Raw genomic sequence first — 25,434 nt, forward strand, 5'->3', positions numbered from 1 at the left:
CGGTCACCCCACCGCTCTCGATCCCGGGTTTCCGGGGCGCCGGGACGCCGGATCCCGCCGAAGGCACGGCCACGCGTGGGCGTGGCGGGGCGCGGGTGCGCCGCCCCGACGGCTCACGGGCGCCCCCGGTCTACGACGTGACGTCGCGCCAGGCGTCCGGCACGGCGTGGGCCACGTCCGCCGCGGCGATCGGGGTGCCCTGGGCGGCGCGGCGGCCCGCCAGGCCGTGCAGGTAGGCCGCGGCCGATCCCGCGTCCGGCGCCGAGAGGCCCGCGGCCAGCAGCGAGCCGGCCAGGCCCGACAGGACGTCGCCGCTGCCCGCCGTGGCCAGCCACGACGTGCCCGTCGGATTGACCCGGACCGGACTCGTCCCGTCCGCCGGGGCCACCAGCGTCGTCGAGCCCTTCAGGAGGACGGTCGCGCCGAAGCGTTCCGCCAGTTCCCGTACCGCCGCGAGCCGGCCCGACTCGACCGACTCCCGCGAGACGCCCAGCAGCGCCGCGGCCTCGCCCGCGTGCGGGGTGAGCAGGGTGGGAGCCGTACGCGCCCGCACCGCCTGCGCCGGCAGGTCGCGAAGCCCGTCCGCGTCGACCAGCACCGGCACGTCGGAGGCGAGGACGTCCTCGACGCCGGGCCCGTCGCCGAGCCCCGGTCCCACCACCCACGCCTGGACCCGTCCCGCCTTCGACGGGGGGCCGGCGTGCACGAGCGTCTCGGGGAAGCGGGCGATCACGGCCTCCGCCGCCGGACCGACGTACCGCACGGCGCCCGCCCCGCCGCGCAGCGCGCCCGCCACCGCCAGTACGGCCGCGCCCGGGTAGCGCGCGGACCCGGCGACGACGCCGACCACGCCCCGGCGGTACTTGTCGCTCTCCGCGCCCGGCACCGGAAGCATCCGGGCCACGTCCTCGTGCTGCAGGGCCTGGAGCTCCGGCACCGACGGCAGGACGTCGCCGAGCCCGATGTCCACCAGCCGCACCGCCCCCGCGTACGCGCGCGCCGGATCGATCAGCAGGCCCGGCTTGTACGTCCCGAACGTCACCGTCGCGTCGGCCCGCAGCGCCTCCCCCGCGACCTCTCCCGTGTCCGCGTCCACGCCGCTGGGCAGGTCGACGGCCACCACCACGGCGTCGGAACCGCGCGCCGCGCGCGCCACCGGCACGGCGTCGGGCCGCAGCCCTCCACGGCCCCCGATCCCGGTGATCCCGTCCAGGACGAGATCGGCCGTGGCCAGCGGTTCGAAGGGGTCGTCCGCCACCCGCCCGCCGGCCGCCCGCAGCGCCGCGAGTCCGCCCTCGTGGGCGCGCGCGCCCAGGAGGACGGCCGTCACGCCCGCACCGCGCCGGGCCAGCCGCGCCCCCGCGTACAGGGCGTCGCCGCCGTTGTCCCCGCCGCCGACGAGCAGGACGACCCTGGCCCCGTACACCCGGCCGCGGCCGAGGAGCGAGAAGCAGGCGGCGGCCAGGCCCGCCGCGGCCCGCTGCATCAGCGCGCCCTCCGGCAGCCGCGCCATCAACTCGGCCTCGGCGGCCCGTACGGTCTCCACGCGGTAAGCGGTACGCATGGACAGGAGTCTGCCCCAGACCGGCCACGGCCGCCGGGCCGACGCGGGACGGCGCCCGGCCGCGCCGCTCACCCCTCCGCGATCACCACCGCCGAGGCCACGCCCGCGTCGTGGCTGAGCGAGACGTGCCAGTTCTTCACACCGAGTTCCGCCGCCCGGGCCGCGACCGTCCCACGGACCCGGAGCCGTGGCTGCCCGGTGCCCTCGACGTACACCTCGGCGTCCGTCCAGTGCAGGCCGGCCGGCGCGCCGAGCGCCTTCGCCAGCGCCTCCTTGGCGGCGAAGCGGGCCGCGAGCGAGGCGGGCCCGCGGCGCTCCCCGCTCGGCAGGAGCATCTCCGCCTCCACGAAGAGGCGTTGCAACAGCCCGGGAGTGCGCTCCAGCGACGCGGCGAAGCGGTCGATCTCCGCCACGTCGATCCCCACCCCGATGATCATTCGTCCACCCCACGGTCCTCGGCCGGTCTTCCGTCCGCGACGGCCGGGCGACGGCCCACGGCCCTCACCGCCCGGTCCTCACTCCACCGTCACGGACTTCGCGAGGTTACGCGGTTGGTCCACCTCGTTGCCGCGCGCGGTCGCCAGCTCGCAGGCGAAGACCTGCAGGGGCACGGTCGACACCAGCGGCTGGAGCAGCGTCGGCGTCGCGGGGATCCGGATGAGGTGGTCCGCGTACGGGACGACCGCCTCGTCGCCCTCCTCCGCGATCACGATCGTGCGGGCCCCGCGGGCCCGGATCTCCTGGATGTTGGAGACGATCTTGTCGTGGAGGACGGACCGCCCCTTCGGCGACGGGACGACCACGACGACCGGCAGGTCCTCCTCGATGAGCGCGATCGGCCCGTGCTTGAGCTCGCCGGCCGCGAAGCCCTCCGCGTGCATGTACGCGAGCTCCTTGAGCTTCAGCGCGCCCTCCAGGGCCACCGGGTAGCCGACGTGCCGGCCGAGGAAGAGCACGGTGTTCTTGTGGGCGAGCGAGCGGGCCAGCTCGCGCACCGGCTCCATGGTCTCCAGGACCCGTTCGACCTCGTCGGCGATCCGCGAGAGCTCCCGGATCAGCGCGTGGATCTCGTCGCCCCACTTCGTCCCGCGCACCTGGCCGAGGTAGAGCGCGACGAGGTAGCAGGCCACGAGCTGGGTCAGGAACGCCTTGGTGGAGGCGACGGCGACCTCGGGGCCGGCGTGCGTGTAGAGCACGGCGTCCGACTCCCGCGGGATGGTCGAACCGTTCGTGTTGCAGATGGCGAGCACCTTCGCGCCCTGTTCGCGTGCGTGGCGCAGCGCCATCAGGGTGTCCATCGTCTCGCCGGACTGGGAGATCGCGATGACGAGGGTGCGCTGGCCGAGGATCGGGTCGCGGTAGCGGAACTCGCTGGCCAGCTCCACCTCGCACGGGATCCTCGTCCAGTGCTCGATGGCGTACTTGGCGATCATGCCGGCGTGGAAGGCCGTGCCGCAGGCGATGATCACGACCTTGTCGGCCTCCCGCAGCACCGCGTCCGGGATCCGCAGCTCGTCGAGGCGCAGATGCCCCTCGACGTCGATGCGGCCGAGGAGGGTGTCGGCGACGGCCTTCGGCTGCTCGGCGATCTCCTTGAGCATGAAGTAGTCGTAGCCGCCCTTCTCGGCGGCCGAGGCGTCCCAGTCGACGTGGTACGCCCGGACCTCCGCGGGGGCCCCCTCGAAGTCGGTGACGACGACGCCGTCGCGGGCGAGCCGTACGACCTGGTCCTGGCCGAGCTCGATCGCCGACCGGGTGTGGGCGATGAACGCGGCCACGTCGGAGGCGAGGAAGAACTCGTCCTCGCCGACGCCGACGACGAGGGGCGAGTTCCGGCGGGCGCCGACGACCACGTCGGGCTCGTCGGCGTGCACCGCCACCAGCGTGAACGCGCCGTCGAGGCGCCGGCACACCAGCCGCATCGACTCGGCCAGGTCGCCGCAGGAGGAGAACTCCTCGGCGAGGAGGTGGGCCACGACCTCGGTGTCCGTGTCGGACGCCAGGTCGTGGCCGCGCTCCGTCAGCTCGGCGCGCAGGGCGGCGAAGTTCTCGATGATGCCGTTGTGGACGACGGCGACACGCCCGGCGTTGTCGAGATGCGGGTGCGCGTTGGCGTCCGTCGGCCCGCCGTGGGTGGCCCAGCGGGTGTGTCCGATGCCGGTGGAGCCGCTCGGCAGCGGCCGGTCCACCAGTTCCTTCTCCAGGTTGACGAGCTTGCCCGCCTTCTTGGCGGCGGCGAGCCCCCCGTCCGAGAGCACCGCGACACCGGCCGAGTCGTAGCCCCGGTACTCGAGCCGCTTCAGGCCCGCGATCACCACATCAAGCGCCGACTGCCCGCCGACGTATCCCACGATTCCGCACATGGCGGCAGCCTAGGGGGTGTCCTGCCCATCGGGCCGGATCAGTGAGCGGTGTCCTGGGGCTTCGGATCCAAGGCGGAGGAGAGAGGCATGGCGGAGCCACGGCGACCGACGACAACGCCGGAGACGGAGTCGCAGCACACCGCGAGCCCGGCAGGACCGGCAGGACGCCCCCTGAGGGGTGTCCTGCCCATCGGGCCGGACTCAGCCCAGCTTCGCCGCCTGCGCGTCGACCACGACCTTCGGCAGGGCCTTGACGGTGCCGGAGAAGCTGATGGTGGAGAAGGACGCGAGCGTGTTGCCCTTGCGGAAGACGACCAGCTTGCTGACGAAGGGCTCCCCCTCCAGGTCGCTGGTGACGGTCCAGGCCAGGGCCTCCTCGCCGGCGGTCACGGACTCGGGGGCGATCTTGGAGACCTTGGTCTTCGTGCCGCTCGACGTGACCTGGAAGCCGCCCGCGCACGCGGTGCCGGCCTCCTTCAGCGCGGCGAAGGTCTTCACGGCGCCCTCACCGCCGTACGAACCGAGCGTCACGGAGGTCACCGGCGCGCCCAGCGCGCCCATGATGTCGTCCGGCGAGGCGGAGGTGTCCTTGCGGACCTCGATCGCCTTGCGCTGCGCGGAGGAGCCGGGGTCGCCGGCCGCGGCCGAGGACATGATCTCGGCGAGCGGCTCGCACGCGGGCTTGTCGGCGCCGACGTCGCCGGCGGTGACGACGTCCGCGGCCTTCGCCTTCTGCACCTGGTAGCCCTTGAGGTCCGCCTGCTCGACGACGAGCTTCTCCAGCTGCGCGGCGGGCAGCGCCTTCACGTCGGGGGCCGCGGACGCGGAGGCGGAGGCGGGGTCCTCGCCCTTCGGCTTGGCGTCGCCGTCCGAGCTGCAGGCCGTGAGGGCCAGGGCGAGCGAGGCGGCCGCGGCGGTGGCGGCGACGGTACGGCGGAGGACGGTGGCTCTCATGGGTCAACTCTCTTCTGGGGCCCGCGAATCTGTGTGAACCCTATGCAGCGGGCGGAGCCGCCGGTGACGGGGTGCCGCTTCGGCACCCGATCGCGACCGGCCGGTGCCGCGGACCGGACCGCGGACGGGCGGCGGACGGCCCGCCGGGCACCGCCGCACCGCCCGTCGCGCCCCCGTATGTCCGCGAATCGTCCCGCTCACCCCCGAGGGGCCGTGGGGTACGTCACATGTCGCGGCGCGGCGGCTCCGCCGGGAGGCCGCCGGGCAGCCGCCTGACCAGGCAGGCAGGCTCGTACGGCGGACGGAGGGGCGATCGGGCCGGCGGTCCGACGGCGGTCCGACGGCGGAATACCCGGAGCGATGCCGGGCAGGCGGGCCATTTCCGGAGGGATGGCCGTCGGCCGTCCGAGCGGGAAGTCACGAACGCCGCCGCACATCCTGCCGCGCCGAGGGCATGAGGGGTCAGGGACATTTCCACCACCACGTCCACCACGTACGGGAGCCTGCCCGCATCGGGCGCAGCCGCGACGACCACCACCACGCGGGCCTCGGCCCGCACCGAAGCCGAGCCGAGACCCGTACCGACGCTCGGCGGCACCCGGGTGGACTCGCTGACGGGACTGCGCTGGTTCGCGGCGCTCGGGGTGTTCCTCTTCCACACCAAGCGGTACGTCAGCGAGTCCGCGGCGCTCACCCAGCTCTCCTGGATCGGATACGAGGGCGTCCCCTTCTTCTTCGTCCTGTCCGGCTTCGTCATGGCGTGGGTCGCGCGCCCCGACGACACCACGACGGGGTACTACTGGCGCCGGTTCGCCCGGATCTGGCCGCTGCTCGCGGTGACCACCGCGGGGGTCGCGGCACTGCGCGTCTGGTGGTGGCACCAGCCGGTGTCGGCGGCGGACGTCCTGTGGACGCTGACCTTCGCCCAGTCGTGGAGCAGCGAGCACTTCTTCACGCTGAACGTGGTGACCTGGACGCTGTCCGTGGAGGCCTTCTTCTATCTGGCCTTCCCGCTGCTCCACAGGCTGCTCTCGCGCTGCCCCTCCCGGCTGCTTGCGGTCCTGGCCGGGCTGTCCGTGGCCGCGACCGCCGCCACCCGGATCCTGGGCCCCCGGTACGGCTTCGCGCCCGACGTGGAGCGTCTCGTCGTGGCCTCGCCGCTCTCGCTGACGCCGATGTTCGTTCTCGGCGTGTGCACGGCGATGCTCGTACGGCGCGGATGGCGTCCGCCCTTCGGGTCGGGCGTCGCGCTGGTACTCACCGCGGGCACGGTGCTGCTGTGCTGGCTCTGGTTCCGCCATCCGGACGCCGTTCCGTACGTCGAGGTGCGGACGGGCACGTTCGACGCGGTCCTCATGCCGGCGTTCGCCCTGCTGATCGCGACGGCCGCGCTGCGCGACGTGCGCGGAGAACGGTCGCTGCTGCGCTCCCGGCCGCTGGTGAGGCTCGGCGAGTGGTCCTTCGCCTTCTACATCTGCCACGTGATCGTGCTGAAGGTGTTCGAGCACCTGGGCACGGCGCCGGGGCCCGGGCTGGGCAGGGACCTCGTCCAGATCGCCGTGGTCGCCGTCGGGACGGTGGCGGTCGCCGGCTGTCTGCACGAATGGGTCGAGAAGCCCGCCGAGCGACGGCTCAGGCCGCTCCTGGGCGCCCGCAGGGCCGCCGTGTGAGCGCGCCGGAGGCGGCCCGGCTCCCGTCGGCCGCGAAGCCGGCCGCGACGGACGGCAGGGCCGGCGCAAGGGCTCTCCCACGTGACCGAGCCCACCACCCACAAGAGGCCCGCAGCCCCGACAATGGCGGTGTGATCACTTCGCCGCCACGAAGCCCGAACCCCAAGGGGAACGGCAACGGCCATCGCCGGGTCGAGGCCACGCCGTACGTCGACCTCACCCGGGCCGAGTGGAGCGCCCTGCGGGACAAGACGCCCCTGCCGCTGTCCGCCGACGAGGTCGAGCGGCTGCGCGGCCTCGGCGACGTCATCGACCTCGACGAGGTCCGGGACATCTACCTGCCGCTCTCGCGCCTGCTGAACCTGTACGTCCAGGCCACCAGCGGGCTGCGCGGCGCGCTCAACACCTTCCTCGGCGAGCGGGCCGAGCAGCGCGGCACCCCCTTCGTGATAGGCGTCGCCGGCTCGGTGGCCGTCGGCAAGTCGACCGTGGCCCGTCTGCTCCAGGCGCTGCTGGCCCGCTGGCCCGAGCACCCGCGGGTGGAGCTGGTCACCACCGACGGGTTCCTGTACCCCATGGAGGAGCTCAAGGCCCGCGGGCTGATGTCGCGGAAGGGCTTCCCCGAGTCGTACGACCGGCGGGCGCTGACCCGGTTCGTCGCCGACATCAAGGCGGGCAAGGACGAGGTCACCGCGCCCGTCTACTCCCACCTCATCTACGACATCGTGCCCGGCGAGCGGCTCGTGGTGCGCCGCCCCGACATCCTGATCGTGGAGGGGCTCAACGTCCTCCAGCCGGCCCTGCCCGGCAAGGACGGCCGCACCCGCGTCGGTCTCGCCGACTACTTCGACTTCTCGGTGTACGTGGACGCGCGCCCCGAGGACATCGAGAGCTGGTACCTCAACCGCTTCCGCCGGCTGCGCGAGACCGCCTTCCAGAACCCCTTCTCGTACTTCCAGAAGTACACCCAGGTCTCCGAGGAGGAGGCCCTGGACTACGCCCGCACGATGTGGCGGACCATCAACAAGGTGAACCTGCTGGAGAACGTGGCGCCCACGCGGGGACGGGCCACCCTCGTCGTCCGCAAGGGGCCGGACCACAAGGTGCAGCGCCTGTCCCTGCGCAAACTCTGAGACCACGGTTAGGGTGCGCCCATGCTGCATCTGCGGATGATCACGCCTGCCGAGCGCACCGAGGCGGTGCTCGCCCTGATCGGCCGGACCGTCGGCACCACGCACCTGGTGGTCCTTCCCGGGGCCGCCCGCGACCCCGCCGGGGATCTCGTGACCTGCGACGTGGCCCGCGAGGCCGGAGACGAACTCCTGCACGGGCTGCGGAAGCTGGGCATCGACCAGGACGGCTCGATCGCGGTCGAGGACATCGACCTCTCCCTGTCCCGGCGTGCCGACGCGGCGGAGGAGGAGGCCCCGGGCGAGGCCGCGGACGCGGTGATCTGGGAGCAGCTGTCCGAGGTGACCCAGGAGGACTCCACCCTCACCATCACCTACGCCGCGTTCATGATCGTGGCGACCATGATCGCGGCTTGCGGTGTGGTGCTGGACAACGCGGTCCTGATCGTGGGCGCGATGGCCGTCGGACCGGAGTTCGGTCCGCTCGCCGGCATCTGCACGGGCCTGGTGCGGCGGTCGGCGCGGCAGGCCCGCCGCTCGCTGGTCGCGCTGCTCGTCGGCTTCGCCGCGGCGATCGTGGCCACCACGGCGTTCAGTCTGGGGATGAACGCCCTGGGGCTGTTCGAGGTGTCCATGCTCGACAGTCCGCGGCCCAACACCAGCTTCATCTGGCAGCCCGACCCGTTCTCCTTCGTCGTGGCGCTGCTCGCGGGGGTGGCCGGCGTCCTGTCGCTCACCTCCGCCAAGTCGGGGGCGCTGGTGGGCGTGGCGATCTCCGTGACCACCGTCCCGGCCGCCGCGAACGCCGCCGTGGCGCTGAGCTACGGCGATCTGGGTCAGATGTGGGGCTCCACCGAGCAGTTGCTGCTGAACCTGGGCGGCATCGTGCTCGCCGGGGTCCTCACCCTGCTCGGCTGGAAGCTGGTGTGGCGCACCCAGGCGGGGCGGATGATCCGCCGCCCGCCGGGTACGCCACGTCGCTGACCGGCCGAAGCCCGGGGGCTCAGCCCAGCGCGGACTTCACCACGTCGGCGAGGCGTCCGGCCACCGCGCGCGCCTGCTCGATGTCGGCGGCCTCCACCATCACGCGGACCAGCGGCTCGGTGCCCGAGGGGCGCAGCAGGACCCGTCCGGTGGCGCCGAGTTCCCGCTCGGCGTCGGAGACGGCGGCGGCCAGGTCGCCCGAGGTGGCGACGCGCGACTTGTCCACGTCCGGCACGTTGACGAGCACCTGCGGCAGCCGGTCCATGACGGCGGCGAGCTCGGCGAGCGACCGGCCGGTGGCGACGACGCGGGCCGCGAGCATGAGGCCCGTCAGCGTGCCGTCGCCGGTGGTCGCGTGGTCGAGCACGATCACGTGGCCGGACTGCTCGCCGCCCAGCGCGTAGCCGTGCTCCTTCATGGCCTCCAGGACGTACCGGTCGCCCACGGCCGTCTGCACGAGTTCGAGACCCTCGCGCTCCATCGCCAGCTTGAAGCCGAGGTTGGACATCACGGTGCCGACAACGGTGTCACCGCGCAGCGTCCCGGCCTCGCGCATGGCGAGCGCGAGTACGGCGAGGATCTGGTCGCCGTCGACCTCGTTCCCGTCGGCGTCGACCGCGAGGCAGCGGTCGGCGTCGCCGTCGTGCGCGATGCCGAGGTGGGCGCCGTGCTCGACGACGGCCGCCTTCAGCAGGCCGAGGTGGGTGGAGCCGCAGCCGTCGTTGATGTTGAGGCCGTCCGGGCTCGCGCCGATGGTGACGATCTCGGCGCCGGCCCGCGAGAACGCCTCGGGGGAGACCCGGGCGGCGGCGCCGTGCGCCTCGTCGAGCACGACCTTCAGGCCGTCGAGGCGGTTCGGCAGGACGGCGATCAGGTGGGCGACGTACTTGTCGAAGCCCTCGTCGTAGTCGCGGACCCGGCCGACGCCCGCGCCGGTGGGCCGCTCCCAGGGCGCGCCGGTGCGGTGCTCGTCGTAGACGGCCTCGATACGGTCCTCCAGCTCGTCGGCGAGCTTGTGACCGCCCCGGGCGAAGAACTTGATGCCGTTGTCGGGCATGGCGTTGTGGCTCGCGGAGAGCATGACGCCGAGGTCGGCGCCGAGGGCGCCGGTGAGATAGGCCACGGCCGGCGTCGGCAGGACACCGACCCGCAGGACGTCCACCCCGGCGCTGGCCAGGCCGGCCACGACGGCGGCCTCCAGGAACTCTCCCGACGCGCGCGGGTCACGACCGACCACCGCGGTCGGCCGGTGGCCTTCAAAGGTCCCCGCCTCGGCGAGCACATGCGCCGCGGCGACCGACAGGCCGAGCGCGAGCTCCGCTGTCAGATCCGCGTTGGCAACACCACGCACGCCGTCCGTGCCGAAGAGTCGTCCCACAGCTGTCCTCCGAAACTGCTTCGAAAATGCGATCCCCTGAGCGGCTCATGCCCGATTCTCGACGCAAGTCGCTCAGAACGTGCCCAAGGTTATGAAAAGACGTACGCCCCGGCAGCACGGGCAGTGCCGCCGGGGCGTACGTACAAGCAGGCGAGCAGGCGATTTAGCGCTTGCTGTACTGCGGGGCCTTACGGGCCTTCTTGAGACCGGCCTTCTTGCGCTCGACCGCACGGTCGTCGCGGGAGAGGAAGCCGGCCTTCTTCAGCGCCGGGCGGTTGTTCTCGACGTCCGCCTCGTTCAGCGCACGGGCCACGCCGAGACGCAGGGCGCCGGCCTGACCCGAGACGCCGCCACCCGAGATGCGGGCGATGACGTCGTAGCGGTTGTCGAGCTCGAGCACCTTGAAGGGCTCGTTGACTTCCTGCTGGTGCACCTTGTTCGGGAAGTAGTCCTCGAGGGTGCGACCGTTGATCTTCCACTTGCCGGTGCCCGGGACGATCCGGACGCGGGCGATGGCGTTCTTGCGACGGCCCAGGCCGGCGGCCGGCTGCGGGTCACCGAAGCGGGAAGCCAGGGACTCGGTGGTGTACTCGCCCTCGACGGGAACCTCGGACTCGAAGGTGGTGACCTCGGCGTAGGTCTCCTCGCCCTCGGTGCCCTCGACGGGGTTCTCAACAGTGGTCTCGGCCACGATTCTCCTCAGATTTCTTTCGTTCTTAGGGGGTGTGGCCGGAACTACTGCGCGACCTGGGTGATCTCGAACGGGACCGGCTGCTGAGCAGCGTGCGGGTGGTTCTCGCCCGCGTAGACCTTCAGCTTCGAGAGCATCTGACGGCCCAGGGAGTTCTTGGGGATCATGCCCTTGATGGCCTTCTCGACGGCCTTCTCGGGGTTCTTGGCCAGAAGCTCGTCGTAACGGACGGAGCGCAGACCACCCGGGAACCCGGAGTGGCGGTACGCCAGCTTCTGGGTCTTCTTGTTGCCGGACAGGTGCACCTTGTCAGCGTTGATGATGATGACAAAGTCGCCCATGTCCATGTGGGGGGCGTAGATCGGCTTGTGCTTGCCCCGCAGGAGGTTCGCTGCCGTGGTCGCCAGACGGCCCAGGACGATGTCCTGCGCGTCGATGATGTGCCACTGGCGAGTGACATCGCCGGGCTTGGGGCTGTACGTACGCACTTCGTAGCCTTCGCTTCTTCAGTGGATGGAGTCCAGACACACCTGAAGCGATCATGCAGCTGGGGCCTGCACTGCCGGGACACCGCCCGTATGCGAGCCACTGGTAACTGCTCCAGGGAACCTGCGCAAGGGCCCCTCGCGTGAGAACGACGAGGCCACTACGCATAACAAACCGCAACAGTACCCGCGCCACCCCGGACGGGTCAAAACGCGCCGACGCTACCGCGCCCGCTCGACCCGGCGCTCGTCCCAGACCGGCTCGCTCGTCTCCCGTACGACCCCGTCCGAGCCGAAGACCAGGTAGCGGTCGAAGGTCTTCGCGAACCAGCGGTCGTGGGTGACCGCCAGGACCGTGCCCTCGTAGGACTCCAGGCCGTCCTGGAGCGCCTCCGCGGACTCCAGGTCCAGGTTGTCGGTCGGCTCGTCGAGCAGCAGCGCCGTGGTGCCCGAGAGCTCCAGGAGCAGGATCTGAAAGCGGGCCTGCTGGCCGCCGGAGAGCTTCTCGAAGGGCTGGTCGCCCTGCGCCTCCAGCTCGTAGCGCCGCAGCACCGACATCGCCCCGCCCCGGTCCTTGGCGTGCTCCGACCACAGGATGTCCACCAGGGAGCGGCCCTGCAGCTCCGGGTGGGCGTGGGTCTGGGCGAAGTGGCCGGGGACGACCCGCGCGCCCGTCTTCCACAGGCCCGTGTGCGCGACCGACGGGTCGCCCGCGAGCAGCCGCAGGAAGTGCGACTTCCCGGAGCCGTTCGAGCCGAGGACCGCCACCCGCTCACCGTAGAAGATCTCCAGCGAGAACGGCTTCATCAGCCCCGTCAGCTCAAGGTTCTCGCAGGTCACGGCGCGCACGCCGGTACGTCCGCCGCGCAGCCGCATCCGGATGTCCTGCTCGCGCGGCGGCTCCGGGGGCGGGCCCGCCTCCTCGAACTTCCGCAGCCGGGTCTGGGCCGCCGCGTACCGGGACGCCATCTCGTGGCTCACCGCCGCCGCCTGGCGCAGGTTGACCACCAGCTTCTTCAGCTGCGCGTGCTTCTCCTCCCAGCGCCGCTTCAGCTCCTCGAAGCGCGCGAACCGCTCGCGCCGCGCCTCGTGGAAGGTGTCGAAGCCGCCGCCGTGCACCCACACGTCCGAGCCGGCGGGGCCGGGCTCGACCGCGACGATCTTCTCCGCGGCCCGGGCCAGCAGCTCCCGGTCGTGGGAGATGAAGAGCACGGTCTTGCGGGTCTCCCGCAGCCGCTCCTCCAGCCACCGCTTGCCGGGGACGTCCAGGTAGTTGTCCGGCTCGTCGAGCAGCAGCACCTCGTCCGTGCCCCTCAGCAGGGACTCCAGGACCAGCCGCTTCTGCTCGCCGCCGCTGAGCGTGCGCACCTCGCGGAACTGCGCCTTCTCGTAAGGGACGCCGAGCGCCGCCATGGTGCACATGTCCCAGACGGTCTCGGCCTCGTAGCCCTGGACCTCCGCCCAGTCGCTGAGGGCCTGCGCGTACCTCATCTGCGCGGCCTCGTCGTCGACGGTCATGATCAGGTGCTCGGCCTCGTCGACCGCCTTCGCCGCCTCCCGGATCCGCGGCTGCGCCACGGAGACCAGCAGGTCGCGGACGGTGCGGTCGTCCCGCACCGAGCCGACGAACTGCGGCATCACGCCGAGACCGCCGCCGACGGTGACGGTGCCGCCGTGCGGCTGGAGCTCACCGGAGATCATCCGGAGCAGCGTGGTCTTCCCGGCGCCGTTGGCGCCGACCAGGGCGACCACCGCCCCCTCCCCCACCCGGAAGGAGGCGTCGGCGAGAAGCACCCTCCCGTCCGGAAGGTAGTACTCCAGATGCGCGACCTCGACATGTCCCATGAGGGGCATTGTCGCCGCCGACCGCGCTCTCCCCCAACCGGTTTAGGATGCGCGGCATGAGCTTTGGGGGACCGCAGTGGCCGCAGCAGCCGCAGCAGCCGAACGGACAGCAGCGCGAGAGCTGGCAGCAGCCCGACCCCTTCCCGGGGGCCCAGGCGCCGCAGACACCGGACTGGGGCGCTCTCGCCGACGCCTCGGCCGCCCGTAGCCGCCGCAAGCGCTGGCTGACGATCGGCGGCGGCGCGCTGGCGACCCTCGCCGTCGGCGCGATCGTCGCGACCGCCGTGGTCAGCAGCGGCGGCACGGACGACGAGGCCGGCAAGAACGGCTCGCCCACCCCCACCGGGTCCGCCGCCCCGAGCGGCTCCCCCACGCCCGGCCCGACCTTCTCCTCGGTCGCTCCGCCGCCCCCGCCCAACCCCAGGGACTTCATCGCCAGCGAGGCGAAGGACAAGGCCCCGCTCAGCGCCGAGGGCCTCTTCCCGGGCAAGAAGCTGACGATGAGCGGGCGCGAGTACAAGAAGGGCGCGACCTCCTCCACGACGAACTGCGCGAGCGTCACGACGGGCGCGCTGGGCGGGGTGCTGAAGCGCAACGGCTGCGACCGGGTGATCCGCGCCACCTACGTGAAGGACGGGGTCGCGATCACCGTCGGCGTGGCCGTCTTCTCCACCGAGGCGGAGGCCCTGAAGGCGAAGAACCAGGCCGGCGGAGGCATCGCCCCGCTGGCCGGCGCGGGCGTCGGCGACTTCTGCCGCGCCACCGTCTGCCTGCGCCGCGCGAACTCGATCGGCCGGTACGCCTACTTCACCCAGGCGGGCTTCACCGACGGCAGGAAGGTCACGATGGCCGACAAGCCGATCTTCCAGACCAGCGACGACGTGAACTCCTTCGCCTTCAACCAGATCTACGCCCGCGGCCGGGCGCAGGCCTCAGCAGCAGCCGGCGCTCCCGGGGAGTGACCGCTTGTTCCTGGCCTCCAGGTTCCGGGCGGCCAGGAACTCGTCGGCGGGGTAGCCGACCTCTTCGAGCGTGAGGCCGTGCGGCCGTACGACGTGCACGGCGGAGTCCCGCACACCGGCGGCCAGCACCTTGCCCGGCCAGTCGACCGGGCGGTGCCCGTCGCCCACGAAGAGCAGCGCGCCGACCAGCGAGCGGACCATGTTGTGGCAGAAGGCGTCGGCCTTCACGGTGGCTTCGAGGACGCCGTCCGCGCGCCGCTCCCAGCGCAGCTCCTGGAGGGTGCGGATGGTGGTCGCGCCCTCGCGCTTCCTGCAGTAGGCGGCGAAGTCGTGCTCGCCGACGAGGCGCTCGGCGGCGGCGTTCATCGCGTCCATGTCTAGGGCCCAGTCGTGCCACAGGACGTGCCCGCGCAGCAGCGGGTCGACACCGCCGGGGGCGTCGGTGACGCGGTAGGCGTAGCGGCGCCAGACTGCGGAGAAGCGGGCGTTGAAGCCGCTGGGGGCCTCGCTCACCCGCCGGATCCGCACGTCGTGGGACAACCGCCCGGCGAGCCGGCGCAGCAGCTTGTCGTGGTGCTCGGCCCACAGCTCCACCGGCAGGTCGACGTGCGCGACCTGACCGCGGGCGTGCACACCGGCGTCGGTACGGCCGGCGACGGTCAGCTCGTACGTCTCCTGGGACCGGGTCACCGTGCGCAGGGCGTCCTCGATGTCGCCCTGGACGGTCCGCCGCCCGTGGGCCTGCTTGGCCCATCCGGAGAAGTCCCTGCCGTCGTAGGACAGGTCGAGCCGGACTCGTACGAAACCGGGCTGCACGTCATCGCTCACGCGGAAAATCCTCTCAGAACCCTGTGCACGCGGAAGCGGGCCCGTACCCCCAGGGGTACGGGCCCGCCCACGAGAAACGTCGGAACGCTTACGCGTCCTTCGACTCCTCGGCCGGAGCGTCCTCGGCCTTGGTCTCCTCGACCTTGGCCTCGTCGGCCTCCTTGACCGCGCGCTTGGCGGCGGCCTCGGCCTCGGCGACGGTCGCCTTCTTGGCGATCTCGCCCTCGACCAGCTCGATCACGGCCATCGGGGCGTTGTCGCCACGACGGTTGCCGATCTTGGTGATGCGGGTGTAGCCACCCGGGCGCTCGGAGTAGCGCGGCGCGATCTCGGTGAAGAGGGTGTGGACGATGCCCTTGTCGGTGATCGTCTGCAGCACCAGGCGACGGTTGTGGATGTCGCCCTTCTTCGCCTTGGTGATCAGGCGCTCGGCGACCGGACGCAGGCGGCGGGCCTTGGCCTCGGTCGTGGTGATGCGGCCGTGCTCGAAGAGCGACTTCGCCAGGTTGGCAAGCAGCAGACGCTCGTGAGCGGCGCTGCCGCCGAGGCGGGCACCCTTGGTGGGACGCGGCATGGTGTTTCTCCTTGTGATCTGCACCGGCCGTGTGAGGTACCGGTGTCAGTGTCCGCGCGGGCGGTCTGCCCGACGGAGATCCGGGCGCAACCCGGAAACCCGGGGCCGTGAGGCCCCGGAGGTCTGTCGTCCCGGCCGGAGCCGGGTGAGCCGTCCGTCGCACCGGGGGCCGGAACCCCGAAGGGTCCCGGTCCCCGGCGACGGAGCGACTAGTACTGCTCGGTCTCGACGAAGCCCGCGTCCGCGTCGTCGTCGGCGCCGAAGGCGTCGGCGGCGGCGGTCGGGTCGAATCCGGGCGGGCTGTCCTTGAGGGCCAGGCCCATGCCGGCCAGCTTCGCCTTGACCTCGTCGATCGACTTCGCACCGAAGTTGCGGATGTCGAGCAGGTCGGCCTCGGAACGCGCCACGAGCTCACCCACGGAGTGGATGCCCTCGCGCTTGAGGCAGTTGTACGAACGAACGGTGAGCTCGAGCTCCTCGATCGGCAGCGCCAGGTCGGCGGCCAGGGCGGCGTCCGTCGGGGACGGGCCCATGTCGATGCCCTCGGCGTCGATGTTGAGCTCGCGCGCCAGACCGAACAGCTCGACCAGGGTCTTGCCGGCGGACGCCATGGCGTCACGCGGGCGCATGGCCTGCTTGGTCTCGACGTCGACGATCAGCTTGTCGAAGTCGGTGCGCTGCTCGACACGGGTCGCCTCGACCTTGTACGTGACCTTGAGCACCGGCGAGTAGATGGAGTCGACCGGGATACGGCCGATCTCCTGGCCCACCTGCTTGTTCTGGACGGCGGAGACGTAGCCGCGACCGCGCTCGACGGTCAGCTCCATCTCCAGCTTGCCCTTGCCGTTGAGCGTGGCGAGGACCAGGTCCGGGTTGTGCACCTCGACACCGGCCGGCGGGGCGATGTCGGCAGCGGTGACCAGGCCGGGACCCTGCTTGCGCAGGTACATCACGACCGGCTCGTCGTGCTCGGAGGAGACGACCAGCTGCTTGATGTTGAGGATGAGGTCGGTGACGTCCTCCTTGACGCCCGGCACGGTGGTGAACTCGTGCAGGACACCGTCGATGCGGATGGACGTGACGGCCGCACCCGGGATCGAGGAGAGGAGCGTACGACGGAGGCTGTTGCCGAGCGTGTAGCCGAAGCCCGGCTCCAGCGGCTCGATGACGAACCGCGAGCGGTATTCGTCGACGACCTCTTCGGTCAGCGAGGGACGCTGAGCGATCAGCATGTTGTGAATCCTTCAGTCATGGACACCCACTATTTGATGCCCTGAGGTACTGCTGGTACTGCAAGGGTACGGGCGGCACGCCCCCGAAGAGCCGTACCGCCCGAAGCCTGTGTCAAGCAGCCGTGCGTCAGACGCGGCGGCGCTTGGGGGGACGGCAACCGTTGTGCGGCGTGGGGGTGACGTCCTGGATCGAACCGACCTCGAGGCCCGTGGCCTGGAGGGAACGGATCGCGGTCTCGCGGCCGGAGCCCGGACCCTTCACGAAGACGTCGACCTTGCGCATGCCGTGCTCCTGCGCGCGGCGGGCGGCCGACTCGGCGGCCATCTGCGCGGCGAACGGAGTCGACTTACGCGAGCCCTTGAAGCCGACGTGGCCGGCGGAGGCCCAGGAGATCACGTTGCCGGACGGGTCCGTGATCGAGACGATCGTGTTGTTGAACGTGCTCTTGATGTGCGCGTGGCCGTGAGCGACGTTCTTCTTTTCCTTGCGGCGCACCTTCTTGGCAGCGCCCTGACGACCCTTGGGGGGCATCTATTACTCCTACGGGAGGTGGTCGGTCCTACAGCGAAGACCGCATGGTCAAGCGTCCGCTGAGGACTACTTCTTGCCCGGCTTCTTCTTGCCGGCGATGGCGCGACGCGGGCCCTTACGGGTACGGGCGTTCGTGCTGGTGCGCTGACCGTGTACCGGCAGGCCACGACGGTGGCGGATGCCCTGGTAGCACTGGATCTCGATCTTGCGGCGGATGTCGCCCTGGATCTCGCGGCGGAGGTCGCCCTCGGTCTGGAGGTTGGCGTCCACGTACTCGCGGATCTTGACCAGGTCCTCTTCGGCCAGGTCACGAACGCGGGTGTTCGGGTTCACACCGGTGGAGGCGAGGATCTCCTTGGACCGGGTACGCCCGATACCGAAGACGTAGGTGAGTGCGATCTCCACACGCTTTTCGCGCGGGATGTCAACACCGGAAACGCGTGCCATTCAATGGCTCCTGTGTGTTCGGGGGTCTTCCGCAAAGCCACTCCCGACCGCCGTATGAGGTACGAATCGGGTCCCCGGCCCCCGCCGGAGGTGCCGCCGACCCTTGCGGGCTGGGCGGGCTCTGCTTATGTACGAATTGCTTGCGTCGCGCGAAGAACTGCGGAGGTGCAGGTCGGTCGGCGTGCGTCAGCCCTGGCGCTGCTTGTGGCGCAGGTTGTCGCAGATGACCATGACCCGGCCGTGACGGCGGATCACCTTGCACTTGTCGCAGATCTTCTTGACGCTCGGCTTGACCTTCATGGGATGTGAGGTTCTCCGGGTCAGTGCCACCACCCGCGCCGGAGGCGGGGTGCGGGCAAGATCTACTTGTACCGGTAGACGATCCGGCCACGCGTCAGGTCATAGGGAGAGAGCTCCACCACGACCCGGTCGTCCGGAAGGATTCGGATGTAGTGCATCCGCATCTTGCCGGAGATGTGCGCGAGGACCTTGTGACCGTTCTGGAGCTCCACCTTGAACATGGCGTTCGGGAGGGACTCGATCACGGTGCCCTCGATTTCGATGGCACCTTGCTTCTTGGCCACGCTTCGCCTTTCGAATCGGCTACCTTGATCGACTCTCGCCGCCGTATGCGGACACACGGGTACACGAGAGCCGACGCATCAGTCTACGTCAGCCCCTTGGAAAAGACGAATCCGGGAAGTTTGCCCACCTCGGAAGATCCTTACGCAAGGAGCCGCACCGTAGAAACCAGGGGTGCGGCGGGGCTACGCCAGCGGGTCGGGCGCCGCGGTGACGCCCAGCTCCGCGAGCTTCGCCTTGCCGCCGTCGGGGGCCGTGAGCACCAGCGGTCCGGCCTCCGTCACGGCGACCGAGTGCTCCCAGTGGGAGGACCAGGTCCCGTCCGTGGTGATGACCGTCCAGTCGTCCGAGAGGACCTCGGTGCGCGGCGTGCCCAGGGACACCATGGGCTCGATCGCCAGGCAGAAGCCGGGGACCAGCCTGGGGCCCTTGCCCCGCTTGCGCGAGACGTAGTTCAGCAGGTGCGGGTCCATGTGCATCTCGGTGCCGATGCCGTGGCCGCCGTAGTCCTCGACGATGCCGTACTTGCCGCCGCCGGGCTTGGGCTGGCGCCGGATGTACGTCTCGATGGCGCGCGAGATGTCCACCAGGCGGTTGCCGTTCTTCATGGCGGCGATACCGGCCCACATCGACTCCTCGGTCACCCGGGAGAGCTCGATGAGCTCCGGAGCGTGACCCGAGCCGACGAACGCGGTGTAGGCCGCGTCACCGTGCCAGCCGTCGATGATCGCGCCGCAGTCGATGGAGATGATGTCGCCGTCCTTGAGGACGGTCTTCTCGTCCGGGATGCCGTGCACGACGACCTCGTTCACCGAGGTGCAGATCGTCGCGGGAAAGCCGCCGTACCCCAGGAAGTTCGATTTCGCGCCGTGGTCCGCGATCACCTTGCGCGCGACCTCGTCCAGGTCCTTCGTCGTCGACCCGGGCACAGCCGCCTCGCGGGTCGCCGCGTGGATGGCGGCGACGACCAGCCCCGCCTCACGCATCTTCGCGATCTGCTCGGGGGTCTTGATCTGCACCATCGTGGCGGGGGCCTTTCCATACGAGTACACGAGACATAACAACGATACGGCCGCGGCGCCCCGAGGGGCACCGCGGCCGTATCCGTGGTGTGTGGGTCAGCTCTTCTTCAGCGCGGCCATCGCCCGCGCCGTGACCTCGTCCACCTTGCCGAGCGCCGAGATCGTCACGACCAGGTTCTGCGCCCGGTAGTAGTCGATGATCGGCTCGGTCTGGGTGTGGTAGACCTCCAGGCGACGGCGGACCGTCGTCTCGGAGTCGTCGTCACGCTGGTAGAGCTCGCCGCCGCACACGTCACAGACGCCCTCCGCCTTCGGCGGGGTGTAGGTGACGTGGAAGACGTGCGCGCTGTCGTTGCGGCAGATGCGGCGACCCGCGATCCGCTTCACGACCTCGTCCTCGGGGACCTCCAGGTCCAGGACCGCGTCCAGCTGCATGTCCTCTGCCTTGAGGACCACATCCAGAGCCTCGGCCTGGGCCACGTTGCGCGGGAACCCGTCCAGCAGGAAGCCGTTGGCGGCGTCCGCCTGCTCCATGCGGTCCTTGGCCATCCCGATGGTTACCTCGTCCGGGACAAGGTCGCCGGCGTCCATGTACGCCTTGGCCTTGAGTCCCAGCTCCGTGCCCTGACTGATGTTGGCGCGGAACAGGTCACCCGTGGAGATGTGCGGGATGTCCAGGTTCTTGGCAAGGAACGCGGCCTGCGTACCCTTGCCGGCCCCGGGCGGTCCGACGAGGACGATTCGCATCAGCGGAGGAACCCTTCGTAATTGCGCTGCTGGAGCTGGCTCTCGATCTGCTTCACGGTCTCCAGCCCCACACCCACGATGATGAGGATGCTCGTCCCACCGAAGGGGAAGTTGGCATTGGCGCCACCGAAGCCTGCCAACGCCATCGTCGGCACAAGAGCGATCAGACCCAGATACAGCGAGCCCGGCCAAGTGATCCGGTTGAGCACGTAGCTCAGGTACTCGGCAGTAGGTCGACCAGCCCGGATACCCGGGATGAAGCCACCATACTTCTTCATGTTGTCGGCGACTTCCTCGGGGTTGAACGAGATCGCCACGTAGAAGAAGGCGAAGAACACGATCAGGAGGAAGTACGTCGCGATGTAGTAGGGGTGGTCACCCTTGACGAAGTGGGCTTCGATCCAGGTTTTCCAGCCCGCGGTGGAGTTCGAGAACTGCGCGATCAAGGCCGGGATGTAGAGCAGCGACGAGGCGAAGATGACAGGAATCACACCTGCCTGGTTCACCTTGAGAGGGATATAAGTGGACGTTCCGCCGTAGGACCTGCGGCCGATCATCCGCTTCGCGTACTGCACGGGGATGCGTCGCTGCGCCTGCTCGACGAAGACGACGAGCGCCACCATCACGAAGCCGATCAGGATGACGGTGCCGAACTCGATCCAGCCCTTGGCGAGCTTGCCGCTCTCCTTGATGGCCCACAGGGCGCCCGGGAAGCCGGCGGCGATCGAGATGAACATCAGGATCGACATGCCGTTGCCGATGCCGCGGTCGGTGACGAGCTCACCGAGCCACATGACCACCGCGGTGCCGGCGGTCATCGTGATGACCATCGTGGCGGTGATGAAGATGGACTGGTCGGGCACGACCTGGTTGGCGACCGTGCAGCCGCTGAACAGCGCGCCGGTGCGCGCGGTCGCGACGAGGCCGGTGCCCTGGAGGATGGCGAGGGCGATCGTCAGGTAGCGCGTGTACTGCGTGATCTTTGCCGTGCCGGACTGCCCCTCCTTCTTGAGGGCTTCCAGGCGCGGGATCACGACGGTCAGCAGCTGCAGGATGATGCTCGCCGTGATGTACGGCATGATGCCGAGCGCGAAGATGGTGATCTGCAGCAGCGCGCCGCCACTGAACATGTTCACCAGGCCGAACAGGGAGTTGTTGCCCTGACTCGCCTGGTCCACGCACTGCTGGACGGCCTTGTAGCTGACGCCCGGCACGGGGATGTGTGCCCCGAGGCGGTACAGCACGATGATGCCGAGTGTGAAGAGCAGCTTCTTGCGCAGGTCGGGCGTCTTGAACGCCCGGGCGAACGCGGTGAGCACGGTGCCTCCTGCGACCCCCGCGCTATGCGTCAGAGGTGACGGTCTTGAGGTTCGACGAGTAGATACGAGTCACGAAAACCGCGCGGGCATACCGCACGGAGCCTAGACATGCACGCCACCTTACCGGCGACCATGCCCCCCTAGGAACGACCAACCGGGGATGCCCCATTTGAGAGGCATCCCCGGTCGGATGTTCAGGCCATCGAGTCGTCTCAGACGAGCTCGGTGACGGTGCCGCCGGCGGCGGCGATCTTCTCCTTGGCGGAGCCGGAGACGGCGTCGACCGTCACCTGCAGCGCCACGGAGACCTCACCGGTGCCGAGCACCTTGACGAGGCTGTTCTTGCGCACCGCGCCCTTGGCGACCAGGTCGGCCACCGTGACCTCTCCACCCTCGGGGTAGAGAGCGCCGAGCTTGTCCAGGTTCACGACCTGGTACTCGGTGCGGAACGGGTTCTTGAAGCCCTTGAGCTTCGGAAGACGCATGTGGAGGGGCATCTGCCCACCCTCGAAGCGCTCCGGAACCTGGTAACGGGCCTTCGTACCCTTGGTACCACGACCAGCGGTCTTACCCTTGGACGCCTCACCACGACCCACACGGGTCTTGGCGGTCTTGGCGCCCGGGGCAGGCCGGAGGTTGTGGGCCTTCAGCGGGCTGTTCTCCGCCATGTCAGTCAACCTCCTCAACCGTCACGAGGTGGCGGACGGTGTGCACCATGCCGCGGAACTCGGGGCGGTCCTCCTTGACAACCACGTCGTTGACCTTCTTCAGGCCGAGCGAACGCAGGGTGTCGCGGTGGTTCTGCTTGCTGCCGATGTACGACTTCGTCTGCGTGACCTTGAGGCGAGCCATTACGCACCCGCCCCGGCACGCGCACGAAGCAGAGCCGCGGGAGCGACGTCCTCGAGGGGCAGACCACGGCGAGCCGCGATCTCCTCGGGACGCTGCAGGCCCTTCAGGGCCTCCACGGTCGCGTGCACGATGTTGATGGCGTTGTCGGAGCCGAGCGACTTCGACAGGATGTCGTGAACGCCGGCGCACTCGAGCACGGCACGCACCGGGCCACCGGCGATGACGCCGGTACCGGGGGAAGCCGGCTTGAGCAGGACGACGCCCGCGGCCTTCTCGCCCTGGATCGGGTGAGGGATGGTGCCCTGGATGCGCGGAACCTTGAAGAAGTTCTTCTTGGCTTCCTCGACACCCTTGGCGATGGCCGCGGGAACTTCCTTGGCCTTGCCGTAACCGACACCTACGGTGCCGTCACCGTCGCCCACCACGACCAGCGCGGTGAAGCTGAAGCGGCGACCGCCCTTGACAACCTTGGCGACGCGGTTGATCGCGACAACGCGCTCAACGTACGCGGTCTTCTCGGCGGCAGCGCCACCGTCGCGACCCTTCCGGTCCCGCCGCTCGCCGCCACCGGCACCGCTTCCGCGGCGCTGGGGTCCAGCCATTGGATTACCTCTCTCTGTTACGTCCGTTAGTCCCGGAACCGGGGCTTAGAACTTCAGCCCGGCTTCGCGGGCGGCGTCAGCCAGAGCGGCAATGCGCCCGGCGTACCTGTTGCCACCACGGTCGAACACGACGGCATCGACACCGGCGGCCTTGGCGCGCTCGGCGACGAGAGCGCCGACCTGCTTGGCCTGCGCGGACTTGTCACCCTCGCCGCCACGGATCGACGCGTCCAGGTTCGACGCGGACGCAAGGGTGTGACCCTTGAGGTCGTCGATGACCTGAGCGGTGATACCGCGGTTGGAACGCGTCACGACGAGGCGCGGACGCTCCGCCGTACCCGACACGTTCTTGCGGATGCGGATGTGGCGGCGCGCCTTGGCGGCACGCTTGTAAGCGTCGCCCTTGGCGATCTTCACACCGTATGCCATGGCTTACTTACCAGCCTTTCCGACCTTGCGGCGGATGACCTCGCCGGCGTACTTGACGCCCTTGGCCTTGTACGGGTCGGGCTTCCGCAGCTTGCGGATGTTCGCCGCGACCTCGCCGACCTTCTGCTTGTCGATGCCCTCGACCGAGAACTTCGTCGGCGACTCGACCTTGAACGCGATGCCCTCGGGCGCCTCGATCAGGATCGGGTGGCTGTAGCCGAGCTGGAACTCCAGACCGGAGCCCTTCGCGGCCACGCGGTAACCGACACCGCTGATCTCGAGCGCCTTCACGTACCCCTGGGTCACACCGGTGATCATGTTGGCCACCAGCGTGCGGGACAGGCCGTGAAGGGCCTTGTTCTGACGCTCGTCGTTCGGGCGGGTGACGGACAGAACGCCGTCCTCGCCCTTAGCGACCTCGATCGGCGCGGCGACGGTGTGGGTCAGGGTGCCCTTGGAACCCTTGACCGTGACCGTGCGGCCATCGATGGTGACGTCCACGCCGGCGGGAACCTGGATAGGCAGCTTGCCAATACGCGACATTAGCTATTCCTCCGTTCCCGACTACCAGACGTAGGCGAGGACTTCCCCACCTACGCCCTTCTTGCCTGCCTGCTGGCCGGTCAGGAGACCGTGGGACGTGGAGATGATCGCCACGCCCAGGCCGCCGAGGACCTTCGGCAGGTTGGTGGACTTCGCGTAAACCCGGAGGCCCGGCTTCGAGATCCGCTTGATGCCCGCGATGGAGCGCTCACGGTTCGGACCGAACTTGAGCTCGAGGACGAGGTTCTTGCCGACCTCGGCGTCCTCTACCTTCCAGCCCGTGATGAAGCCCTCCTGCTGGAGGATTTCCGCGATGTGAGACTTGATCTTGCTGTGCGGCATCGTCACGGAGTCGTGGTACGCCGAGTTCGCGTTACGCAGACGCGTGAGCATGTCTGCGATCGGATCAGTCATGGTCATGAATTGGCCTTCGGCCTCTCTCGCCGGGGTTTCCTGTATGCGCCATCCCTCTCCCCACACAGGGGCGGGACGGGTGCGGCGCGGGGACCTACGGCGTAGTAAGTCGTACGGGCGGCGGACGCCCAACCCCACTAGCCTAAGGCATGCGGGGGTGGGCTTCCGCCGACCCAATGCTTACCGAGAGACTCCTGTTGCCCCTAACGTCCAGTGGACGGAAGGGAGTTACCAGGAGCTCTTGGTCACGCCCGGCAGCTCGCCACGGTGAGCCATCTCACGAAGGCACACGCGGCACAGGCCGAACTTGCGGTACACGGAGTGGGGACGACCACAGCGCTGGCAGCGCGTGTAGCCGCGCACGCCGAACTTGGGCTTGCGGGCAGCCTTCGCGATGAGAGCCTTCTTCGCCATCTCGCTTACGCCTCCTTGAACGGGAAGCCGAGGTGACGCAGAAGGGCACGGCCCTCGTCGTCGTTGGTCGCCGTGGTCACCACGGTGATGTCCATACCCCGGACACGGTCGATCTTGTCCTGGTCGATCTCGTGGAACATGACCTGCTCCGTGAGACCGAAGGTGTAGTTGCCACGGCCGTCGAACTGCTTGGGGGACAGACCACGGAAGTCGCGGATGCGCGGAAGCGCGAGCGACAGGGTGCGGTCCAGGAACTCCCACATGCGGTCGCCACGGAGGGTGACGTGCGCACCGATCGGCTGACCCTCACGCAGCTTGAACTGCGCGATGGACTTCCGAGCCTTGGTGATGGCCGGCTTCTGACCGGTGATCGTGGTGAGGTCACGGACGGCACCGTCCATGAGCTTCGAGTCACGGGCGGCGTCGCCGACACCCATGTTGACCACGATCTTCACGAGGCCGGGAACCTGCATGACGTTCTCGTAGGAGAACTCCTCACGCAGCTTGCCCGCGATCTCCTCGCGGTACTTCGTCTTGAGACGCGGAGTGGTGGTAGCCATCAGATGTCCTCACCCGTCCGCTTGGCAACGCGGATCTTGTTGCCCTCGTCGTCGAAGCGGTAACCGACGCGCGTGACGACCTTCTTGCCGTCCTTCTCCACGACGAGCTGAACGTTGCTCACGTGGACAGGGGCCTCGGTCGTGACGATGCCACCGGCCTGCGAGGGGCCGGCCTTGGTGTGCTTCTTGACCCGGTTGACACCCTCGACGAGGACGCGGTTCTCGCGGGGGAAGGCCGTGATGACCTTGCCCTGCTTGCCCTTGTCCTTACCGGTGATGACCTGGACCAGGTCGCCCTTCTTGATCTTCAT

At 69.7% G+C, this 25,434-nt stretch carries 31 protein-coding genes; 4 read left to right on the forward strand and 27 right to left on the reverse strand.

The genetic code is table 11. From position 1 onward, the window contains the following. Positions 1 to 130: 130 nt before the first annotated feature. The 4 genes from ACE1OA_RS14145 to ACE1OA_RS14160 all read right to left on the reverse strand — a co-directional run bounded on the left by ACE1OA_RS14145 (position 131) and on the right by ACE1OA_RS14160 (position 4,881). Positions 131 to 1,564: an NAD(P)H-hydrate dehydratase gene (locus ACE1OA_RS14145; protein WP_432752864.1), complete on the reverse strand. Its 1,434-nt coding sequence runs from the start codon at positions 1,562 to 1,564 to the stop codon at positions 131 to 133. A gap of 68 nt (positions 1,565 to 1,632) precedes the next feature. Then, positions 1,633 to 2,001 (reverse strand): holo-ACP synthase, encoded by a 369-nt coding sequence (locus ACE1OA_RS14150; RefSeq protein ID WP_356599610.1) that lies wholly within the window; start codon positions 1,999 to 2,001, stop codon positions 1,633 to 1,635. Positions 2,002 to 2,079: 78 nt separating this feature from the next. Beyond that, positions 2,080 to 3,927: a glutamine--fructose-6-phosphate transaminase (isomerizing) gene (glmS, locus tag ACE1OA_RS14155; protein ID WP_356599612.1), complete on the reverse strand. Its 1,848-nt coding sequence runs from the start codon at positions 3,925 to 3,927 to the stop codon at positions 2,080 to 2,082. Positions 3,928 to 4,128: 201 nt separating this feature from the next. Then, the gene (locus tag ACE1OA_RS14160) at positions 4,129 to 4,881 is read right to left on the reverse strand and encodes a hypothetical protein (protein WP_356599614.1); all 753 of its coding nucleotides are present in this window, start codon (positions 4,879 to 4,881) and stop codon (positions 4,129 to 4,131) included. Between the two features lie 602 nt (positions 4,882 to 5,483). On the opposite strand from ACE1OA_RS14160, the gene ACE1OA_RS14165 reads away from it, so the two are divergent. From ACE1OA_RS14165 to ACE1OA_RS14175, 3 genes are all read left to right on the forward strand, one after another. Then, the gene (locus ACE1OA_RS14165) at positions 5,484 to 6,551 is read left to right on the forward strand and encodes an acyltransferase family protein (RefSeq protein WP_432752865.1); all 1,068 of its coding nucleotides are present in this window, start codon (positions 5,484 to 5,486) and stop codon (positions 6,549 to 6,551) included. A 131-nt stretch (positions 6,552 to 6,682) separates the two neighbouring features. Continuing rightward, positions 6,683 to 7,684, forward strand: coding sequence for a type I pantothenate kinase (gene coaA / locus ACE1OA_RS14170; RefSeq protein WP_356599618.1), 1,002 nt, complete (start codon positions 6,683 to 6,685; stop codon positions 7,682 to 7,684). A 21-nt stretch (positions 7,685 to 7,705) separates the two neighbouring features. After that, positions 7,706 to 8,665: a DUF389 domain-containing protein gene (locus ACE1OA_RS14175; RefSeq protein ID WP_384869550.1), complete on the forward strand. Its 960-nt coding sequence runs from the start codon at positions 7,706 to 7,708 to the stop codon at positions 8,663 to 8,665. Between the two features lie 19 nt (positions 8,666 to 8,684). Here the strand turns inward: ACE1OA_RS14175 and glmM are convergent, their stop codons facing one another. From glmM to ACE1OA_RS14195, 4 genes are all read right to left on the reverse strand, one after another. Continuing rightward, positions 8,685 to 10,043: a phosphoglucosamine mutase gene (glmM, locus tag ACE1OA_RS14180; protein WP_356599622.1), complete on the reverse strand. Its 1,359-nt coding sequence runs from the start codon at positions 10,041 to 10,043 to the stop codon at positions 8,685 to 8,687. Between the two features lie 163 nt (positions 10,044 to 10,206). Continuing rightward, positions 10,207 to 10,734, reverse strand: coding sequence for a 30S ribosomal protein S9 (gene rpsI, locus ACE1OA_RS14185; RefSeq protein WP_147980767.1), 528 nt, complete (start codon positions 10,732 to 10,734; stop codon positions 10,207 to 10,209). Positions 10,735 to 10,778: 44 nt separating this feature from the next. Further along, complete coding sequence (gene rplM, locus ACE1OA_RS14190) at positions 10,779 to 11,222, reverse strand: 50S ribosomal protein L13 (protein ID WP_356599625.1); 444 nt, start codon at positions 11,220 to 11,222, stop codon at positions 10,779 to 10,781. A 219-nt stretch (positions 11,223 to 11,441) separates the two neighbouring features. Beyond that, positions 11,442 to 13,073 carry an ATP-binding cassette domain-containing protein gene (locus ACE1OA_RS14195; RefSeq protein ID WP_356599627.1) on the reverse strand — a complete coding sequence of 544 codons (1,632 nt, stop codon included), beginning with the start codon at positions 13,071 to 13,073 and terminating at the stop codon, positions 11,442 to 11,444. A gap of 47 nt (positions 13,074 to 13,120) precedes the next feature. On the opposite strand from ACE1OA_RS14195, the gene ACE1OA_RS14200 reads away from it, so the two are divergent. Continuing rightward, positions 13,121 to 14,026, forward strand: coding sequence for a hypothetical protein (locus ACE1OA_RS14200; protein ID WP_356599629.1), 906 nt, complete (start codon positions 13,121 to 13,123; stop codon positions 14,024 to 14,026). On the opposite strand, the gene truA is transcribed toward ACE1OA_RS14200, so the two are convergent. From truA to rplX, 19 genes are all read right to left on the reverse strand, one after another. After that, positions 13,997 to 14,854, reverse strand: a complete 858-nt coding sequence (gene truA, locus ACE1OA_RS14205) for a tRNA pseudouridine(38-40) synthase TruA (protein ID WP_384869556.1) — start codon at positions 14,852 to 14,854, stop codon at positions 13,997 to 13,999. The two genes, ACE1OA_RS14200 and truA, sit on opposite strands and share 30 nt — an antisense overlap. An 88-nt stretch (positions 14,855 to 14,942) precedes the next feature. Beyond that, positions 14,943 to 15,428, reverse strand: coding sequence for a 50S ribosomal protein L17 (rplQ, locus tag ACE1OA_RS14210; RefSeq protein ID WP_147980763.1), 486 nt, complete (start codon positions 15,426 to 15,428; stop codon positions 14,943 to 14,945). A 209-nt stretch (positions 15,429 to 15,637) separates the two neighbouring features. Then, a complete protein-coding gene (locus tag ACE1OA_RS14215) occupies positions 15,638 to 16,660 on the reverse strand; it encodes a DNA-directed RNA polymerase subunit alpha (RefSeq protein ID WP_003956430.1) in 1,023 nt (340 codons plus the stop codon). Between the two features lie 127 nt (positions 16,661 to 16,787). Next, positions 16,788 to 17,192, reverse strand: a complete 405-nt coding sequence (rpsK, locus tag ACE1OA_RS14220) for a 30S ribosomal protein S11 (protein ID WP_003956432.1) — start codon at positions 17,190 to 17,192, stop codon at positions 16,788 to 16,790. A 66-nt stretch (positions 17,193 to 17,258) separates the two neighbouring features. Next, positions 17,259 to 17,639 (reverse strand): 30S ribosomal protein S13, encoded by a 381-nt coding sequence (rpsM, locus tag ACE1OA_RS14225; protein ID WP_005313488.1) that lies wholly within the window; start codon positions 17,637 to 17,639, stop codon positions 17,259 to 17,261. Positions 17,640 to 17,825: 186 nt separating this feature from the next. Next, positions 17,826 to 17,939, reverse strand: a complete 114-nt coding sequence (rpmJ, locus tag ACE1OA_RS14230) for a 50S ribosomal protein L36 (protein WP_003956441.1) — start codon at positions 17,937 to 17,939, stop codon at positions 17,826 to 17,828. A gap of 62 nt (positions 17,940 to 18,001) precedes the next feature. Next, positions 18,002 to 18,223, reverse strand: coding sequence for a translation initiation factor IF-1 (gene infA / locus ACE1OA_RS14235; protein ID WP_003956442.1), 222 nt, complete (start codon positions 18,221 to 18,223; stop codon positions 18,002 to 18,004). A 183-nt stretch (positions 18,224 to 18,406) separates the two neighbouring features. Beyond that, positions 18,407 to 19,243 (reverse strand): type I methionyl aminopeptidase, encoded by an 837-nt coding sequence (gene map / locus ACE1OA_RS14240; RefSeq protein WP_147981311.1) that lies wholly within the window; start codon positions 19,241 to 19,243, stop codon positions 18,407 to 18,409. A gap of 96 nt (positions 19,244 to 19,339) precedes the next feature. After that, the gene (locus tag ACE1OA_RS14245) at positions 19,340 to 19,990 is read right to left on the reverse strand and encodes an adenylate kinase (RefSeq protein ID WP_356599634.1); all 651 of its coding nucleotides are present in this window, start codon (positions 19,988 to 19,990) and stop codon (positions 19,340 to 19,342) included. Continuing rightward, positions 19,990 to 21,309 carry a preprotein translocase subunit SecY gene (gene secY, locus ACE1OA_RS14250; protein ID WP_356599636.1) on the reverse strand — a complete coding sequence of 440 codons (1,320 nt, stop codon included), beginning with the start codon at positions 21,307 to 21,309 and terminating at the stop codon, positions 19,990 to 19,992. The genes ACE1OA_RS14245 and secY overlap by 1 nt, the downstream gene beginning before the upstream one ends. Positions 21,310 to 21,521: 212 nt before the next feature. After that, positions 21,522 to 21,977 carry a 50S ribosomal protein L15 gene (gene rplO, locus ACE1OA_RS14255; RefSeq protein ID WP_147980760.1) on the reverse strand — a complete coding sequence of 152 codons (456 nt, stop codon included), beginning with the start codon at positions 21,975 to 21,977 and terminating at the stop codon, positions 21,522 to 21,524. A gap of 1 nt (position 21,978) precedes the next feature. Then, positions 21,979 to 22,161: a 50S ribosomal protein L30 gene (rpmD, locus tag ACE1OA_RS14260; protein WP_015035589.1), complete on the reverse strand. Its 183-nt coding sequence runs from the start codon at positions 22,159 to 22,161 to the stop codon at positions 21,979 to 21,981. Then, positions 22,161 to 22,763, reverse strand: coding sequence for a 30S ribosomal protein S5 (gene rpsE / locus ACE1OA_RS14265; protein ID WP_015035588.1), 603 nt, complete (start codon positions 22,761 to 22,763; stop codon positions 22,161 to 22,163). The genes rpmD and rpsE overlap by 1 nt, the downstream gene beginning before the upstream one ends. 45 nt (positions 22,764 to 22,808) lie before the next feature. Beyond that, positions 22,809 to 23,192 (reverse strand): 50S ribosomal protein L18, encoded by a 384-nt coding sequence (gene rplR, locus ACE1OA_RS14270; protein ID WP_147980759.1) that lies wholly within the window; start codon positions 23,190 to 23,192, stop codon positions 22,809 to 22,811. A 3-nt stretch (positions 23,193 to 23,195) separates the two neighbouring features. Beyond that, on the reverse strand, positions 23,196 to 23,735 hold the full coding sequence (gene rplF / locus ACE1OA_RS14275; protein ID WP_147980758.1) for a 50S ribosomal protein L6: 540 nt from the start codon (positions 23,733 to 23,735) through the stop codon (positions 23,196 to 23,198). A 21-nt stretch (positions 23,736 to 23,756) separates the two neighbouring features. Continuing rightward, positions 23,757 to 24,155, reverse strand: coding sequence for a 30S ribosomal protein S8 (rpsH, locus tag ACE1OA_RS14280; RefSeq protein WP_015035585.1), 399 nt, complete (start codon positions 24,153 to 24,155; stop codon positions 23,757 to 23,759). Between the two features lie 222 nt (positions 24,156 to 24,377). Then, positions 24,378 to 24,563 carry a type Z 30S ribosomal protein S14 gene (locus ACE1OA_RS14285; RefSeq protein ID WP_003948630.1) on the reverse strand — a complete coding sequence of 62 codons (186 nt, stop codon included), beginning with the start codon at positions 24,561 to 24,563 and terminating at the stop codon, positions 24,378 to 24,380. A 5-nt stretch (positions 24,564 to 24,568) separates the two neighbouring features. Next, positions 24,569 to 25,126 (reverse strand): 50S ribosomal protein L5, encoded by a 558-nt coding sequence (gene rplE / locus ACE1OA_RS14290; RefSeq protein WP_147980756.1) that lies wholly within the window; start codon positions 25,124 to 25,126, stop codon positions 24,569 to 24,571. Beyond that, positions 25,123 to 25,434, reverse strand: a complete 312-nt coding sequence (gene rplX, locus ACE1OA_RS14295) for a 50S ribosomal protein L24 (protein ID WP_015035583.1) — start codon at positions 25,432 to 25,434, stop codon at positions 25,123 to 25,125. The genes rplE and rplX overlap by 4 nt, the downstream gene beginning before the upstream one ends.

The organism is Streptomyces sp. JL2001 (assembly GCF_050917515.1).
Lineage (GTDB): Bacteria > Actinomycetota > Actinomycetes > Streptomycetales > Streptomycetaceae > Streptomyces.

Bases quoted from the DNA above. Each gene is read 5' to 3' on its own strand.
- rplF (WP_147980758.1), bottom strand. From the start codon at position 23,735: ATGTCGCGTATTGGCAAGCTGCCTATCCAGGTTCCCGCCGGCGTGGAC.
- ACE1OA_RS14160 (WP_356599614.1), bottom strand. From the start codon at position 4,881: ATGAGAGCCACCGTCCTCCGCCGTACCGTCGCCGCCACCGCCGCGGCC.
- ACE1OA_RS14175 (WP_384869550.1), top strand. From the start codon at position 7,706: ATGCTGCATCTGCGGATGATCACGCCTGCCGAGCGCACCGAGGCGGTG.
- ACE1OA_RS14215 (WP_003956430.1), bottom strand. From the start codon at position 16,660: ATGCTGATCGCTCAGCGTCCCTCGCTGACCGAAGAGGTCGTCGACGAA.
- rpsE (WP_015035588.1), bottom strand. From the start codon at position 22,763: ATGGCTGGACCCCAGCGCCGCGGAAGCGGTGCCGGTGGCGGCGAGCGG.
- ACE1OA_RS14200 (WP_356599629.1), top strand. From the start codon at position 13,121: ATGAGCTTTGGGGGACCGCAGTGGCCGCAGCAGCCGCAGCAGCCGAAC.
- rplO (WP_147980760.1), bottom strand. From the start codon at position 21,977: ATGGCGGAGAACAGCCCGCTGAAGGCCCACAACCTCCGGCCTGCCCCG.
- ACE1OA_RS14285 (WP_003948630.1), bottom strand. From the start codon at position 24,563: ATGGCGAAGAAGGCTCTCATCGCGAAGGCTGCCCGCAAGCCCAAGTTC.
- rpsK (WP_003956432.1), bottom strand. From the start codon at position 17,192: ATGCCCCCCAAGGGTCGTCAGGGCGCTGCCAAGAAGGTGCGCCGCAAG.
- rplR (WP_147980759.1), bottom strand. From the start codon at position 23,192: ATGGCATACGGTGTGAAGATCGCCAAGGGCGACGCTTACAAGCGTGCC.
- ACE1OA_RS14145 (WP_432752864.1), bottom strand. From the start codon at position 1,564: ATGCGTACCGCTTACCGCGTGGAGACCGTACGGGCCGCCGAGGCCGAG.
- rplX (WP_015035583.1), bottom strand. From the start codon at position 25,434: ATGAAGATCAAGAAGGGCGACCTGGTCCAGGTCATCACCGGTAAGGAC.
- map (WP_147981311.1), bottom strand. From the start codon at position 19,243: ATGGTGCAGATCAAGACCCCCGAGCAGATCGCGAAGATGCGTGAGGCG.
- rpmJ (WP_003956441.1), bottom strand. From the start codon at position 17,939: ATGAAGGTCAAGCCGAGCGTCAAGAAGATCTGCGACAAGTGCAAGGTG.
- rpsH (WP_015035585.1), bottom strand. From the start codon at position 24,155: ATGACCATGACTGATCCGATCGCAGACATGCTCACGCGTCTGCGTAAC.
- rpsM (WP_005313488.1), bottom strand. From the start codon at position 17,639: ATGGCACGCGTTTCCGGTGTTGACATCCCGCGCGAAAAGCGTGTGGAG.
- ACE1OA_RS14195 (WP_356599627.1), bottom strand. From the start codon at position 13,073: ATGCCCCTCATGGGACATGTCGAGGTCGCGCATCTGGAGTACTACCTT.
- rpmD (WP_015035589.1), bottom strand. From the start codon at position 22,161: ATGGCTCGCCTCAAGGTCACGCAGACGAAGTCGTACATCGGCAGCAAG.
- glmS (WP_356599612.1), bottom strand. From the start codon at position 3,927: ATGTGCGGAATCGTGGGATACGTCGGCGGGCAGTCGGCGCTTGATGTG.
- ACE1OA_RS14245 (WP_356599634.1), bottom strand. From the start codon at position 19,990: ATGCGAATCGTCCTCGTCGGACCGCCCGGGGCCGGCAAGGGTACGCAG.
- ACE1OA_RS14150 (WP_356599610.1), bottom strand. From the start codon at position 2,001: ATGATCATCGGGGTGGGGATCGACGTGGCGGAGATCGACCGCTTCGCC.
- rplQ (WP_147980763.1), bottom strand. From the start codon at position 15,428: ATGCCGCGTCCCACCAAGGGTGCCCGCCTCGGCGGCAGCGCCGCTCAC.